This window comes from Spirosoma gilvum (genome assembly GCF_054776815.1).
Window position 1 is genome coordinate 270652 of sequence record NZ_BAAHBH010000006.1, and the last position, 15658, is coordinate 286309.

The window sequence follows — 15658 nt, forward strand, 5'->3', positions numbered from 1 at the left end:
GTTTAGGCTTTTTAGGCCCACACACTACTTGCGCAGTAGCCAAAGCTCGGTTACCTGCGAACCGCGTTCTCCTTCGCCACATGTCCAGATGAAGGTTACGTTTCCATCGGCCAGTGCCGCCTTTGGAACGTCGAATTCATAGATTGGCTGCTCACCCGTCTGGATAAACTCATGAACGACTGAACCGTCGTCGGTCGTGAGCTTCATGCGCGAACGGAACCGACCCGTGTACGCAATGCGAAGGCGGTAAATGGCTTTGGGGTCCAGTTCATTGTAGGCAATTTTTAAGGGTTGATCATACAGCGTTTTCGCCTGCTTCATCCAGACTCGCGGGGTAATCTGCCCTTTGAAACCCGTCGCTTTAATTTCATCGACCCACTCAACACCCACTAGCCCGACGCCAAAACCGATTCGGGCCGATTGCAAACTGCCGGGGTCTTCTTCCCAGCGCTTTTCTGAGACGACCCGGTGCCAGCTTTCGGGAGCACCCATGTGATCGTAGAAGCCACCTGGACCTGGATCGGTTCGGTGGAGCATCTCATTGATTTTGGTTAAACGTGTGCGCTCATCACTGATTTTTTCAATAGACTCCAGTTGCGACAGGAGCCAGGGAGAGTCGTTGAGTGGAATATCGATGTTATCCAGAAAATTACCTCGTCCCGACATGGCTCCATGTTTCTCGATGGTTAGCTGAGCACCGATGTTTTTGAATAATGAGTCCGCTAAGGCAAAGCAGATTTGACGATATTGAGGCAAAATAGGTTCTTTCCAGGATTTCATCAGAATGGCCTTTGCCTGCTCAATCGCCCTCAACGAACCACCAGGCTCTATAGTCGTCAGCCGGTCGCGTGCCTGTTGTTCCAGATTTGTTTCATAGAGTAGACGGTGACGAGTATAGGCATCATAGTAAGCACGCAACAAACCCATCTGAAATCTGGGATTTTGCCGTATCGACTGCGAAGCTGAGCTTTCCATCGTCTGCCACTGCATTAACGTACGTTCGACAGATTCGTTGGTTAGCAGACTACCCCGCCAGTTTTGCTCAAGCGCTACAAGACCCTGTGCAACGGTTTCGGTATAATCGGGGCCAATAAACAGCCGGGCATAATCGCGAAGGGTTTCGATAACAGGGGTTTCGGGATTCCAGTCCTGATCGCTCCAGACGAATTTATTAACATCATCGTTGGTGCCTTCCGAATAGCTGATGCTGCCTGCTCCAAATTCATCCAGGGCATTGTGAATGATCTTTTCATCGTGCGGACGTGGGTTAATGCTTTCGCGACCAAGCGTCATGGCCCAGGCCAGGTCCCAATGCGGTACCGGATATTGGCTGCTATAATTGTGAGTAATGTCAGGATAATGGCGAATCGGAATAGATGGATGTAGTCGTTGCCGGATTTCCTGTACGGGCAGTTTGACCCAGGGACCGAAAACCACTCCACCAAACCAGTCGTACCGGCGATTGGCATAGCTGAAAAAGGCATCGAACCAGCGCGTTGTTGGCCGGAAGACTTGGGGCGAAACCCAGATTTTAGCATTTGGATGGTACTTATGCAGAACCTGTGCTTCTTTTTCGAGCCAGGCAAAGAGTACATCCGGTTCCAGTTCGCCGGGGTCGCCACCCGGTACAAACACCGCATCCAGTTTCGGAATAGTCGCAAACACCTCATTTCGCTCGGCTAATTCCTTCTGTATGGAATCGGGATGCGTATAATTCTGTCCCATATTCGGGTACCACATCCAGACATCCAGCCCATAGTCGGCGCAGATACGCGATTGCTCCCGAATCATCTGAATGGCTGGTAACTTCATATGCCGACTGGTAAAATCATCGTCGGTACGGGGGGGCATAATCTCAATGCTGTTGGCTCCGAACAGCGCTAGTTCGCGGATGTACTGGTCGAACTGCGCTACCGAAAACGCATCGTAGGCATTGGTTTTGGGCCGGTAACCCAACTGATGCCCACGGATCGGATAACGCGGACTAGTGGCTAGGGTAATCGGTTCGGGCAACTCAAGCTTTCCCGGACGCATGTTCAGCTTGCGCAGTAATCGCCCGACGCCATAGAGTAGCCCACGGGCATCATGCCCCACAATAAGTACGGCGTTGGCCGATTCAACCGTCAGCAGTTTAAAACCTTCCTGCTGCGTTGCTGGCATATCGCGCACAAATTTCTGAAAGGATTTGGGCAGTTTATCTATATCGCTTTCCAGGACAAGTCCTATCAATGGTTGGTTGTCGGCAGGGAGTTTTGTGATGACGGGTAGCGAAATGTTGGTCCGTTTTCGAACTTCCTGTTGAAGTACTTCAACCGTTCGATGCAGCATGCTTTTGTCCGTAACGGTATTAACAATCCGTGCTTTAGACAAATCGATTGGATTTGCCACAGCCGTAGCCGTAGTCAGCGCCAAACAAAAGCAAACGGAGAAAACGATTCGTTTAAGCATAGGAAGGGTAGGATATGTACCGACGAGCCGGTTTCTACAGCTTGATGAAAATCCTGCGTTGGTACAAGATGTAGGCTGGAATGAAATTGACACTGATGAAAAACAGGGCATACAGTAAACTGGCCAGCTCCGGTTGAATGCCAATCCCAATCAATCCATTGACTACATGTTCGTTAAGTGAATAACTGCCGAATTTCATTCGGTAAAAAACAAGGGCAAAGATGTCGGCCAGTACATACACGGTGATGGCGTTGGCGCCGAAGATGATGCCTGGCCTGGTGCCGCGAGTATGCCCCAGTACATCGACCAGAAAATAAACGGCTCCCAGCAGCAGGGCGGCAAAGCCCGATGTGACCAACACAAACGAACTTGTCCATAGGTTTTCGTTGACCGGGAAGGTCAGACCCCAGAAATACCCGACGGCTGCGCTGAATAGGCCCGCTGTCATCAGGTACGCTACTTTTTCGGCGGGGCTAATTGAGGTAAGCATCAACCGCCCGGCCAGCATACCCGTTATCGTGGTCACAATGGATGGAAACGTACTGAGAATACCTTCCGGGTCCCAGGTACCCTGCCACATGCGCCCCGGAAGGTATTTTCGATCCAGCCAGGCCGCCAGATTCTGGCCGGGCTCCAGAACAACCTTTCCCGCATCGGGCGTAGGGATCAGCGTCATGGCCAGCCAATAAGCGACCAGCGTAATAGCCCCAATCCAGGCCTGTTGTTTCCAGGTTGTGTTTAAAAATAACGTTGCGCAAACCAGAAAGACGATGGCAATCCGGTGGAGTGTGCCGGTCCAGCGCACATCCGAAAACGTAAAATCGGGTAATAAATTGAGGAACATGCCCACCGCAAAAATCTTCAGTGAGCGAATGATAATTTTTTGGTAAAGTTCTCCTTTCGGACTTCCTTCGACCACATGGCGCGAATAAGCCAGCGTAATGGATACCCCGACAATAAACAGAAACGTTGGGGCAATTAAATCAGTGAATGATAGACCGTTCCAGCGGGTATGGCGCAGTGTGAAATACACGAACTTCTCACTGCCCGGAAAGTTGGCAACAATCATGGCGGCAATGGTAAACCCTCGCAGCGCATCCAGGGAAATGAGTCGATTCGGCGTCATCGGAATTTTGGTCATTCAGTAGTCATTTACTTGGCATTTCTGGTCGTTTGTCGTCATAGATTATCCTTTTTTAGTTTACAATGATCACTGACTACAAAATGACCATTAACGACCTTAATGACTAATGAATGACAGCGAATGACAATTAAATGACCATTTTATTACATCTGACAATGGTATCTTTAGTACTGATTAGCGTACTATAAAGGCTACTAAACCGGACGATTTATGCGGAAGAGTTTCTACATTACCCTCATTTGCCTGTTTATCATAGGCATAAACGGCTGTCAGCGGGCTGCTACCGAAAGCGGAGGCTTTGGCAACCAACTCACCGTTTCCTGGGAACTCGTCAGCAATTTTACCGATGTCAAGGATGGTTTTCAGGCTCGTTTTATGCTGAAAAACAACAGCGATAACGAATTGACCGATGCCAACTGGGCCTTGTTTTTCAACATGTCGCCCCGGCCTATTCTGCCATCCAGAACGCCCCAATCTGCAACGGTTCAGCATATCAATGGCGACTGGTATAAGCTGGTTCCGGCTAAAGGGTTCAGTCTTAAACCGGGTGCATACACAGAAATCAGTTATGAAGGAACCGAGGCCGTTACCAAAGTGACCGATGCGCCGATGGGACTTTACGTGGTTTTTTATGATCAGGGTGGCAAAGAAGAATCCATCGTACAGGTCGCTAATTATACGGTTAAACCCTTTATTCGGAAAGAGCAAATCCTACGGGGACCGGGCGATCTGTACCCACCGGCAGGCCCGGCAACAACCTACCAGAATAACCTGAAGGTTTCCTTGCTCTCCGCCGAAAAACTGCAGCCAATCATTCCATCGCCAGTCAGGTTGGTTACGTCGCCAGGTACTTTGGCCTTCAATTCGACCTTTGTGATTTATGCCGATAAAGGACTGGAGAACGAAGCTAGATTGCTGAGTAAACAGTTGAAGGCGCTGGTAGGGAGAGAGGTTTCGTTGAGCAGTCAGGCGCCAACGGCTAAAGGCATTTTTCTGAAAACGGGAGTGGTTCGGGTAAATGGCATTGCCAAAGAAGCCTACCAGTTGCGTATCGACGATAAAGGGATTGCGATTACGGGAAGCGATGCGGCCGGAGTCTTTTATGGAACGCAGAGCTTATTGGCACTTCTCCCAACCGACGCGTATCGGAATCCCTCGGCTGATGTTCCACTGGCCTATACCCAGATTGACGATGCCCCTCGTTTCGAATTTCGAGGGATGCATCTGGATGTAAGCCGAAATTTTCAGACCAAAGAGACAATTCTCCGCCTTCTGGATTTGCTGGCCTATTATAAAATCAACAAGTTTCTGTTCTATACGACCGAAGACGAAGGCTGGCGACTCGAAATCGATGGCTTGCCCGAACTGACGCAGGTAGGGGCCCAACGCGAGCATACCTCGGGTAAAGAAGCTCCTGTACTCCATCCGGCCTATGGGTCGGGTCCAAAGGCCTACGACAAAGAAAAATACGGAAGCGGTTATTATACTAAAGCCGATTTTATCGAAATTCTGAAATATGCTCACGAACGGCACATCAAGGTTGTACCGGAAGTGAACCTGCCGGGTCATGCACGAGCGGCTATCAAAGCAATGGAAGCCCGCTACCAGCGGTTCATGAAAGAAGGTAAGGAAAAAGAAGCGAACGAATACCGCCTGATCGACCCCGACGACAAATCAGTTTATCTGTCAGCTCAGGGCTATACCGATAACGTAGTGAGTGTTGGGCGGGAGTCGACTTACCATTTCTACGAAAAAGTGGTGGACGAAATCACGAAGATGTACAAGGAAGCGGGCCTGCCGATGGATGTGATGCACGCGGGGGGCGACGAAGTGCCGGAAGGTGTCTGGACGAAATCACCAATAGCCGCTAAACTGCTGAGTGAGAATCCGACCATCAAAGACCCTAAAAATTTGCAGGCTTATTTCTTCCGTAAACTTCGCGACCGACTCGCCAAACGGAAGCTCGAAGTGCATGGCTGGGAGGAGGTTGTACTCACAAAATCGGCCGATGGGAAACTGGCCGTGAACCCTGAGTTTGTTGGAAAAGGCGTAGTGCCGTACGTCTGGAACAACCTGTTCGATCTGGATTTGGGTAATCGGCTGGCCAATGCCGGGTATCCGGTAGTGTTGTGCAACGTGTCGAACTTCTACTTTGATATGTCGTACAACAACGACCCACTGGAGCCGGGACTGTATTGGGCGGGCTATGTCGATACTCGGGACAACTGGGCCTTTGCGCCGTACGACATGTTTAAAACCACCTACAAAACCTCGATGGGAAAACCGCTCAGTTTTGCCGGGCTGGAACGGATGAAACCCGAAGCCCGAAAAAACATTCGGGGGGTAGAATCCCAATTGTGGAGCGAGACTGTAAAAGGGCGCGATATGGCCGAATATGATATACTGCCTAAATTACTTGGCTTTGCGGAGAGCGCCTGGGCACCCGAGCGTACCTGGGAGACTATCGAAAACCAACAGGCACGCGAACGGGCCATGGATGCAGGCTGGAATGTATTTGCCAATACACTGGCTCAGAAGGAATTTTTCCGACTGGCCCGGTTGAATGGCGGTTATAACTATCGCATACCACCACCGGGTGCATTAATCGAAAACGGGATGTTGAAAGCGAATGTCGAGCTACCCGGCCTAACGATTCGATACACAACCGATGGATCTGAGCCCACAGCACAATCCACAGCGTTTGCGAGCCCCGTTACCGTGACAGGTACAGTAAAACTTAAAAGCTTTGATGCCGCAGGCCGATCCAGTCGATCAATAACTGTTAGCAAGTAATTCGATAAAAATAGAACGCAGATTAGTATGATCGTTAAGATTTGCACAGATCATATTAAATTATAACAATCATACTAATCTGCGTTCTATACTAATCTGAACTAATATAAAAATATTTCCACTATGACTATTGGGGTTGATTTAGGAGGGACGAATGTACGGGCGGGTCTGGTTGAAGACGGTACAATTGTCCGGCAACATAGCAAAACCTTACAGCAAAAAGACTCCCTGTCGGCTACCTTGTCCCAACTGATTGAACTCATCCGTCCGTTGGTTGACTCATCCGTTACCAGTATTGGTATCGGCGTTCCATCTGTAGTCGACATTGAGCAGGGGGTGGTGTACGATGTCGCCAACATTCCGTCGTGGAAGGAGGTAGCCCTGCGGGATATTCTCGAAAAAGAGTTCGATATGCCCGTGTTTGTCAACAATGATGTGAACTGTTTTATTCTGGGTGAGCATCAGTTCGGTCTAGCGCAGGGTTACCGTTCGGCAGTGGGTATGGCTATCGGAACAGGCCTTGGCTCGGGCGTTATTATTGATAATCAATTGTATACGGGCAGTAACTGCGGAGCGGGCGAGATTGGTCTGTTGCCTTATCTGGATAAGAATATCGAGTCGTATGCCGCTGGTGATTTTTTCGAATCTATTCACGGAACCACAGCTTTGGAAGCCAGTCAGGCTGCCTTGCTGGGTGGGCAACATGCGCTGAACCTATGGGCCGATTTTGGCAAACATTTTGGCAATGCCGTGAAGGTAGTTCTGTATACCTTCGATCCCGAAGTCATTATTCTGGGTGGTTCAATTGCCAAAGCATACCCGTTTTTCAAAACGACGATGTTTGAGAGTATGGCCGACTTCGCGTACCCGGTCACGCTCCGTCGACTCAAGCTGTTTCAATCGCAAAACGAAAATATAGCCCTGTTGGGAGCCGCTGCGCTGGTTCGCCAATTGGTGTGATCGAGTTAGCCGCTACTCCGTATAAATGCAGTATTTCCTGTAGGTTGGTAAGATAAATGTTATGACTAAACTTTTCTTTTTACTGGATCGTATGACTTCCTGCTGTTGTCATGAAGTCATACGGTCCAGCAGCGAATAATTGGTCAGATTAGAATCCTGGGTTGGCAAAACACCTGAAAAAGATACGATGAAACGAAATACCCTGTTGGTGATCCTGGTGCTGGTCATCTTCTTCGTCATTTCCTTCCTGACCAACATCCTGGGTCCGATTATACCGGATCTGGTCGATAGCTTTCAACTGAGTATTGGTCTGGCTGGGTTTCTGCCGTTTGCTTTTTTTGTCGCCTATGGTGTGTCGATACCGGCGGGTATACTGGTTGAGAAGTACCGCGAAAAGAATGTGCTGATCGGTGCTTTTCTGTTGGCTTTTCTGGGGTCGTTGTTATTTGCCCTGGAGCCCCGTTTTGCCGTGGCGTTGGGGTCGTTGTTTGCCATTGGTGTCGGTATGGCGATGCTACAGGTCGCTATTAACCCCCTACTTCGGGTAGCCGGTGGCGAAGAGCATTTTGCGTTTAATTCTGTTCTGGCCCAACTATTTTCGGGGGCGGCTTCATTCCTGAGTCCATGGCTGTACAGCTATTTCGTCCAGACCGTTCATAAAGGTGATCGCTCGTTCTGGATTCAATGGCTCGATCAGGTCGTACCGACAGGCGTTGAATGGGTCTCGTTATACTGGGTATTTGCCCTGACTACGGTTCTGATGATCGGAATTGTAGCCCTGATCCGATTCCCGAAGGTCGAACTAAAAGACGACGAGAAAGTGGAAGTAGGTGGAACCCTGACAGCGTTGCTTCGGGATAAAACCGTATTGCTTTACTTCGCTGGTATCTTCGCGTATGTAGGTACCGAACAGGGTATTTCCAATTGGATATCCAAATTTCTTCAACTGTATCATGGGGTCGATCCATCAACCGTGGGAGCGCAAGTCGTTGCTTATTTCTGGGGGCTGATGACGATTGGTTGTGTGCTGGGGCTGGTTCTTCTGAAAGTGGCCGACAGCCGGGCCGTTTTGAAGCTATTTACTGTGGGGGCTGTGCTCTCGTTGCTGGTCGGGTTGTTTGGCCCGAAAGAGTGGGCACTGATTGCCTTGCCGGGCACTGGCTTTTTTGCGTCGGTGATGTGGTCCATTATTTTTTCGCTGGCGCTCAACTCTGTACCTGAGCATCATGGCACTTTTTCTGGTATCTTGTGTACCGGAATTGTGGGCGGAGCGCTGGTGCCGCTCGTCATCGGCGGACTGGCCGAGTGGCTTGGACTGCGCTGGGCTATGTTGGTCATGCTATTTACGTTAGGCTATATTTTCAGTATCGGCGTCTGGGCGAAACCGCTGGTTACCAATGCAACGATTAAATTAAAGACCGGGCCGCCGGGCGGTGAAAGAGTGAAAGAGTGAAAGAGTGCCGCCTTTCGCTCTTTCACTCTTTCGCTCATCACTCTTTTCTCATGCACAAGATTATTCTACTCATCGACTTTGCGGAGGATTACAGCCGGAGTTTGCTGAAAGGAATCTCCAAATATGCCCGGGAACATGGTCCCTGGGTGTTTTGCCAGATGCCCCTGTTTCACCGCGAAACACTAGGGGTCGATGGGATTCTGAACTGGGCGAAGGAGTGGGGAGCCGATGGTATTATTGGGCAGCTTTATAACGAGAGCAGTGTCGAAAAAATCGTTGAGGCAGGCATTCCGGTCATTGCACAGGATTTCAAAGAGCGATTCACCGAAATTCCGAATATTACGGGTGCCCACCGAGCAACGGGCGCTATGGCTGCCGATTATTTTCTGCGTAAGGGCTTTCGGAATTTTGCGTTCTACGGTTTTAAGCACATCGTCTGGTCTCGGGAGCGAGCCGAAGGATTCGATGAACGGGTATCCAGAGCAGGGTGTACGGTGCATTATTTTGAGCATGAAGAGTACAGTTCGAGCGATTTATGGTACTATAAACCCAGCTCGTTAAGTAAGTGGCTGAAGTCACTACCCAAGCCTATTGCCATCCTGTGCTGCGACGATCGGATGGGGCAGCACATTACCGAAACCTGTCGACACACAAGAATTCGAATTCCCGAAGAGGTGGCCGTACTTGGTGTGGATAATGATGAAACACTCTGCGAGCTATCCGATCCACCCCTGTCGAGTATTGTGCAGGATGCCGAGAAAGGCGGGTACGACGCAGCCCATTTGCTCGATCAACTGATTCGGAAGGAGATCAGCACGTTTTATGATATTATCGTAGAGCCTACGCAGATCATTACCCGCCAGTCGACGGATATTTATTCGACGGCCGATGAATACATTGCCTTGTCGCTCAAATACATTCACCAGAATATCGACAAAAACCTACAGGTCGATGAGGTGGTGAAGCAGGTGCCCCTGTCCCGCCGATCACTGGAAATGCGCTTCCTGCAAGTAGTAGGTTATCCGATTTACAAGTACATCCAGAATCTGCGTATTGAGAAATTCTCGAAAAAACTGCTGGAAACCGATCAGGCTGTTTTTGAAATTGCGATGGATCTGGGACTTAACGATTCGAAGAATATTGCCCGGCAATTCAAACAGGTCAAAGGCCTTACCCCACTCGAATATCGCCATAAATACCTGGCGGGTAAATAATATGAAAAACGGGTTTCTACTCCTTTGTCTGGCCTTGTTCGCTGGTTATCGTCAGCCTGTAACAGATGAGCCTGGGTTTCCTCATCAACTAGTTCAGTTTACGCCCTATACAACAAATCCTGTATTCAGCGGCACTGGGCAGGATACCTGGGACAAACACATTCGTGAGCGAGGGTATATACTGCGGGAAGGGGATACCTATCACTTATGGTATACGGGTTATCGGGATGGCAAAGACCAGACGAAGTTTTTGGGCTATGCAACCTCGCCCGATGGATTACACTGGACACGTTATGCTGGAAATCCAATTCATATCGATACCTGGGTTGAAGACATGTCGGTCGTTAAATCGGCAGGAACCTACTATATGTTCGCGGAAGGGAAGAACGATGTAGCGCATTTACTGACCTCCACTGACCGGATTCACTGGCAGGAACATGGCCTGCTCGATATTCGCTACAAAAACGGCGCACCACTGAGCAAAGGCCCGTATGGAACGCCCGCAATCTGGAAAGAAGCCGACACCTGGTATCTGTTCTATGAACGAAACGATGAAGCCGTCTGGCTGGCTACCTCAAAAGACCTGTCTGTTTGGACGAATGTACAGGATGAGCCCGTTCTGAAGAAAGGCCCTGAGGTGTATGACCAATACGCGGTAGCCATGAACCAGATCATCAAGTATAAAGGTCGGTATTATGCCTATTATCATGCATCGGCGTACAAAGACTGGCATGACTGGTCAACGAATGTCGCGGTATCGACGGATTTGATTCACTGGACAAAATACCCGCACAATCCGATTATGGGCAACAACTGCTCCAGTGGGATTCTCGTACCGGATGGGGAAGCGTACAGGCTCTATACCATGCATCCTGACGTGAAGGTATTTTTGCCGAAAAAGTAAGCTGCTCCCTGATCTAACTAGAGAATTATAGGTCTTTTCGGAGTTGCTCAACAAAGGTTACAGGAACGTCGGCAATGTCAGCGATTTGTTCGTTACTAAAGCTGGTTTTTTCCAAAAGCCGCGTGACAATCACTCGTTTCTCCTGCTCGATTCCTTGTTCAAAGCCTTTCTCAACTCCTTCCTGGAGGCCTTCTTTTTTGGCTCTGTCTAATAAAAATTGCTCAATGCCCATTGTTGTATTGGTCGCTGTGAGTGCTTCGATCGCTGTATCAAACTTACGGTTCGTTTCCGGGTTTTCCAAGCGAACATAATAACGGAGAAAATTCATTAAGCTCCTGATTTTAGCTTTTTGTAACTGACTGCTCAATAGCACTTTGGCGATTTGTATCTTTAGTTCGACAAGTTGGTCTTCAGTTAACTTTTTGCCTGTCAACGCTGCTTTAACGGTCAATACGACAAGCGCAAATGGATTGTTGCTGGTTAGTAGCTCCGTCTCCTGTTGCTCAAGTATCTTGTAGGTGTTGTATTGATAATGGAGTTTTGTTCCCAGATAAACACGCTCGTAGTGAGCAGGCTGGTATCCTTTGTGACCATCTGTGAAAATAGCAAACGCTGTAATCGGTTGCTGATATTTATCGAAAATGCGATAATAGTACTGGAACATTCGTTCAGCAAACCTGGAATCTTTATAACCCTGAACTTCAATATGAATGAGTATCCACTGTTCCTGAATCTGATCATCTGCCCGGACAAACACTTTTACTAGTTTGTCGACATAACGAGGGGAATAGGCATCCTGATCGGGCGGAAATAATTGCTCTAATTCCTTGTCAAGGTATTCAACGCCTTTTTCCAGTGCGAACAAGTCATCCGTATTGGGGAAGAAAAACCGTAGAAAATCCTCAAATATGTCCTCTATTATTGCTTTCCAGAGTGTATCGTCGTGCTTCATGAAAAATAGTAACGAACAACCTATGCTGCGTTGCGGTTAGACGCCAGAAAGTGTTGTTCGTTACTATTCAGAAAATGAATGTTGTGGTGTGCGGCTTACTCTTTCTGACTTTCTTTCAGTAGCCAGATGTCAGAAATGCGGGAGTTCTGTCGCCAGTTCAGGTGCGATTCTTCGGGCTGGTCGAAGGTAACGCTGATACGGCCATCCTGCGTAGCCCACAGAGGTACAATCCATTCTTTCACCGTATCGGCTTCCCGATTATAAACGGTAGGTTCCAGACGCTGACCATCTACCCGTAACAGGGCTTCGCCAAATCCAACGACCCGAATGATGTAGCGAGCCCCCGGATCAAGTTGACTATAGTCGAGAGCGGGGCAGCGTTGAAAGGTTTGCGACGAAAGTCGGGCTCGGCTAAACCCATCTTTCCACCAGGCAATATCCGTGGCATCGTCGGAAGTCGTTTTAATGCGGGGGCCTTTGCTGATGCTGGATACATCATCATAAAAACTGCCTTTGCCAGGAGTTTCCCAGATGCCAATGACCTTCAGACGAGCCACTTGTTCATCAGGTGATTTCATAGCCTTTACTTTGGTGAACTCGTCGGCCAGCCACCAGCGATTGTTCAATGGATAATCGACGAAATCGAGCAAACAGCCTCGCTCATATCCTTTGGCCTTATATTTGGAAACGCTCGTCTGTAAGCCAACAGAGGTAAACAGATCGGCGCATAGTGTTTCAATCTTCTGGCGTAAGTCGGTTGAAATCGGTTTGGTATCGGCCTGACTGGCCAGCGCCAGTGCCTGATTCATGGCCGTTTCCGACCCTATTTTGTCGGCTAGTGCAAGTCGTTCGTTCGCTTTTTGTTCAAGTGACTGTTCGTAGAGCAGTCGTCGGCGGGTGTAGGTGTCGTAATAGGTACGAAGGAGGAAAAGTTGCCAGCGCCAGTTTTGAGCCAGTTGAGGGTTAGCCGTTTCCAGTTGTCTCCAGAAGGTAAACGTGGCTTCGACTCCTCCGTTTTCGGCCAGTGGTCCCTGCCAGTTGTTTTCGAGGGCGGCAATCCCGTCCGCAACAGGAGCCGCCAGTTCGGGTTTAAAGAAGAAACGCCCGTATTCCTCCAGAATCTCATGAACAGATTTATCCGGCTCCCAGCCCCGCATACTCCAGACAATTTTGTTCACATCGTCGTGGCAACCATCGGAGTACGAAACGAACCCATCGGTAAATGGGGCCATGGCAGCCTGTATTTTGGCATACGCATACGGGCGGGGGTTGGTCGCTTCACGGCCTAGCGTCAGGGCATAGGCCTGATCCCAATGCGAGACCGGAAACTCGCAACGGATGTTATGTGTAATGTCGGGATATTGGCGGATCTGGTATTGTTTGGGGAGCCGATAGCGGGTTTCCGACAGAGAAGGACTACTGGGACCGTACACTACCCCTGCCAGCCAATCAGGTTTATATTGGGCCAGATAATCATAAAAATAATCGACCTGTTCGACGCTGAAGCCTTGGAGTGAAAGCCATATCTTAGCCTTTGGGTGATATTTGATCAGTCGCGTATGCAGGTCTTTTAAAAATGGCATGACCTCCCTGGGGTGATTGTCGCCGGGGTCGCCACCGGGTATGAAAATATGGTCGAGCCGGGGGCAGGTTCGGTAGAAAGTTTCATGCAGGTCTAGCTCAGCGGTGCGTTTGGCAACATCCGTTAGCGCGAAAGTAGCCGGTGTCCAGACCCAGTAATCCAGATCATATTTCTGGCAGATTTCGCTCATCCGAATGCGCATTTCCGGGGCTGGTACCTTAAAATGTGGGCTGGGTTTTTCTTCTTCGTGAAACGGAATACCTTCCACTGCATTGGTGCCGAAAATGGCCAGTTCCCGAATATATTGATCAAACTGAGCAACGGTCCAGGCGTCATACGAATTGGCCGTTGTTCGATAGCCGAGTTGATGCCCTCGAATCGGGTAAGCGGGTGCGGTTGCGACGTTTACCGGGGTTGTTAATTCAATCTGCTTCGGCCGCATTTGCAGGTTGCGTAACAACCAGCCTGTGCCAAACAGAATGCCCCGGCTATCGGCACCGATAACCCACAGTGTAGTCCCAGTTGAGCCAACTTCACTAACGATGCGAAAGCCTTCTGGTTGTGTTTCAGCCCGATTAGGATCGGTATTGACTGGAACGGGATTGCCATATAATTCTTTGTCGCCAGCAAGCGCAAACGCGATACGTACTGCATTGGCAGGCCAACTTGAACGAGTAGATAAGGAAATTCCGGTTCGTTTGGCGATTTCTTCGCGGAGTATCTGCGGAGCCGTCTCGCGCATCGGAAGCGGTACAGAAGGTGATACCAGCACGACCGCCCGGCCCAACGAAATCGATTGAGCATGAATTCGCTCGAAACCACTCAGAATCAGCAGTACGAAAATCCACCAGTTAGTAATACCAATCCGTTTCATGAAATAAAGGATATAGGGAAAATTAGGTTAGGCGTTGACAGCACGCTGAACGTTGCGGATGACTTCGGCAAAGGACTCCATGTCGCTCTGCGTACCGAGCATGGCCTGCTGAAAAATCCAGACGGCTTCATCCGAACAGGCCCGCTCGGCAACCGGGCAGTTCACCTGCGAATAATCGACCGAATCGGGGATAGCATAGCACATCCAGTTCTTGTTCTGAAAAACCGGCTGTTTGTATAACGGATGCGGGTAACCCGACGAACAGGGAAGCCCCTCAGCCGCCAGCATGGCTACAAATTGTTGTTTAGACGTCTGATTAAATTTCGATTTGTCGTACCGGAAAATGTAGAGATGATACGAATGAAGTATATCGACCGAGCCTCGACTCAATGGCGTAATCCCCTCTATATTGGCCAGCAGATTGTCGAGATAAAGGCCGTTTTCGTTGCGGAGTTGGGTTTGTTCTTCCAGTCGCTTGAGTTGTTCGATTAGTAGAACCGCCTGCAACTGGGTAATGCGGTAATTACAACCTGGATTAAAATGGTCGTACCACTGACCTGTTGGAAGTCGGCCTACATTGCGCAGGGAGTTCATGGTTTCGTACAGGGCATCGTCGTTGGTAATTACCATTCCCCCTTCACCCGATGTCAGATTTTTAGACGACTGAAAACTAAAACTTCCCGCGTCGCCGATGGAGCCTAATTTCCGACCTTTGTATTCGGCACCATGTGCGTGGGCGGCATCTTCAATGACCCGCAGATTATGCCGACGGGCAATGTCCAGAATCGCATCCATATCGCAGGGAAGGCCGGCAAAATGAACAGGGATGATGGCTTTCGTTCGTTCGGTAATGGCGGCTTCAATGGTGGCTGGGTTGAGGTTATACGTGTCGGGGTGTATATCCACAAAAACCGGTACGCAATTTACCTCCAGCACTACCGAAGCGGTGGCAATGAACGTATACGGCGGAACAATCACCTCATCGCCCGGACGTACGCCACAAGCCATCAGCGCCAGTCGCAGCGATACCGATCCGTTTACGCAAGCGATGGCGTATTTAGTGCCACAGTACGCGGCAAACTGCTGTTCGAACTCCGCTACGGCTCCAGAACAATCGGGATTTCCCCATTGCCCCGACCGAACTATTTCGGCCACGGCCTGTACATCCTCTTCGGTATAGATTGGCCAGGGAAACGTTTTGGTGATGGTCTTTTCACCGTTATTGATGGCCAATGCTGGAATTGATCCGGGTTTATTCATAGCGTATTGGGCAGAACACTTCAGTTATAATACGCCGGGATGTCTATTTCTGACTATTCGTGAGGAGGATTTTT

The 15658-nt window shown here is 49.5% G+C and carries 10 protein-coding genes; 5 read left to right on the forward strand and 5 right to left on the reverse strand.

Features of this window, described 5'->3' with window-relative positions; genetic code table 11:
- Positions 1-24: 24 nt before the first annotated feature.
- Together ACYVFD_RS17610 and ACYVFD_RS17615 are read right to left on the reverse strand one after the other, a co-directional pair.
- Complete coding sequence (locus ACYVFD_RS17610) at positions 25-2448, reverse strand: hypothetical protein (protein WP_461091639.1); 2424 nt, start codon at positions 2446-2448, stop codon at positions 25-27.
- A 34-nt stretch (positions 2449-2482) separates the two neighbouring features.
- Positions 2483-3589: an acyltransferase family protein gene (locus ACYVFD_RS17615; protein WP_461091640.1), complete on the reverse strand. Its 1107-nt coding sequence runs from the start codon at positions 3587-3589 to the stop codon at positions 2483-2485.
- Positions 3590-3802: 213 nt separating this feature from the next.
- Between ACYVFD_RS17615 and ACYVFD_RS17620 the strand changes: the two genes are divergently transcribed.
- The 5 genes from ACYVFD_RS17620 (at position 3803) to ACYVFD_RS17640 (ending at position 10916) form a co-directional block, all read left to right on the forward strand.
- Complete coding sequence (locus tag ACYVFD_RS17620; RefSeq protein ID WP_461091641.1) at positions 3803-6385, forward strand: family 20 glycosylhydrolase; 2583 nt, start codon at positions 3803-3805, stop codon at positions 6383-6385.
- 123 nt (positions 6386-6508) lie between these two features.
- A complete protein-coding gene (locus tag ACYVFD_RS17625) occupies positions 6509-7345 on the forward strand; it encodes an ROK family protein (protein ID WP_461091642.1) in 837 nt (278 codons plus the stop codon).
- A 187-nt stretch (positions 7346-7532) separates the two neighbouring features.
- Complete coding sequence (locus ACYVFD_RS17630) at positions 7533-8798, forward strand: sugar MFS transporter (protein WP_461091643.1); 1266 nt, start codon at positions 7533-7535, stop codon at positions 8796-8798.
- 50 nt (positions 8799-8848) lie between these two features.
- Positions 8849-10012 (forward strand): XylR family transcriptional regulator, encoded by a 1164-nt coding sequence (locus ACYVFD_RS17635; RefSeq protein ID WP_461091644.1) that lies wholly within the window; start codon positions 8849-8851, stop codon positions 10010-10012.
- Position 10013: 1 nt separating this feature from the next.
- On the forward strand, positions 10014-10916 hold the full coding sequence (locus tag ACYVFD_RS17640) for a glycoside hydrolase family protein (protein ID WP_461091645.1): 903 nt from the start codon (positions 10014-10016) through the stop codon (positions 10914-10916).
- A gap of 25 nt (positions 10917-10941) precedes the next feature.
- On the opposite strand, the gene ACYVFD_RS17645 is transcribed toward ACYVFD_RS17640, so the two are convergent.
- The 3 genes from ACYVFD_RS17645 to ACYVFD_RS17655 form a co-directional block, all read right to left on the reverse strand.
- Positions 10942-11868, reverse strand: a complete 927-nt coding sequence (locus ACYVFD_RS17645; protein ID WP_461091646.1) for an Rpn family recombination-promoting nuclease/putative transposase — start codon at positions 11866-11868, stop codon at positions 10942-10944.
- A 95-nt stretch (positions 11869-11963) separates the two neighbouring features.
- On the reverse strand, positions 11964-14324 hold the full coding sequence (locus ACYVFD_RS17650) for a hypothetical protein (RefSeq protein ID WP_461091648.1): 2361 nt from the start codon (positions 14322-14324) through the stop codon (positions 11964-11966).
- A gap of 27 nt (positions 14325-14351) precedes the next feature.
- Positions 14352-15584, reverse strand: coding sequence for a DegT/DnrJ/EryC1/StrS family aminotransferase (locus ACYVFD_RS17655; protein WP_461091649.1), 1233 nt, complete (start codon positions 15582-15584; stop codon positions 14352-14354).
- Positions 15585-15658: the final 74 nt, after the last annotated feature.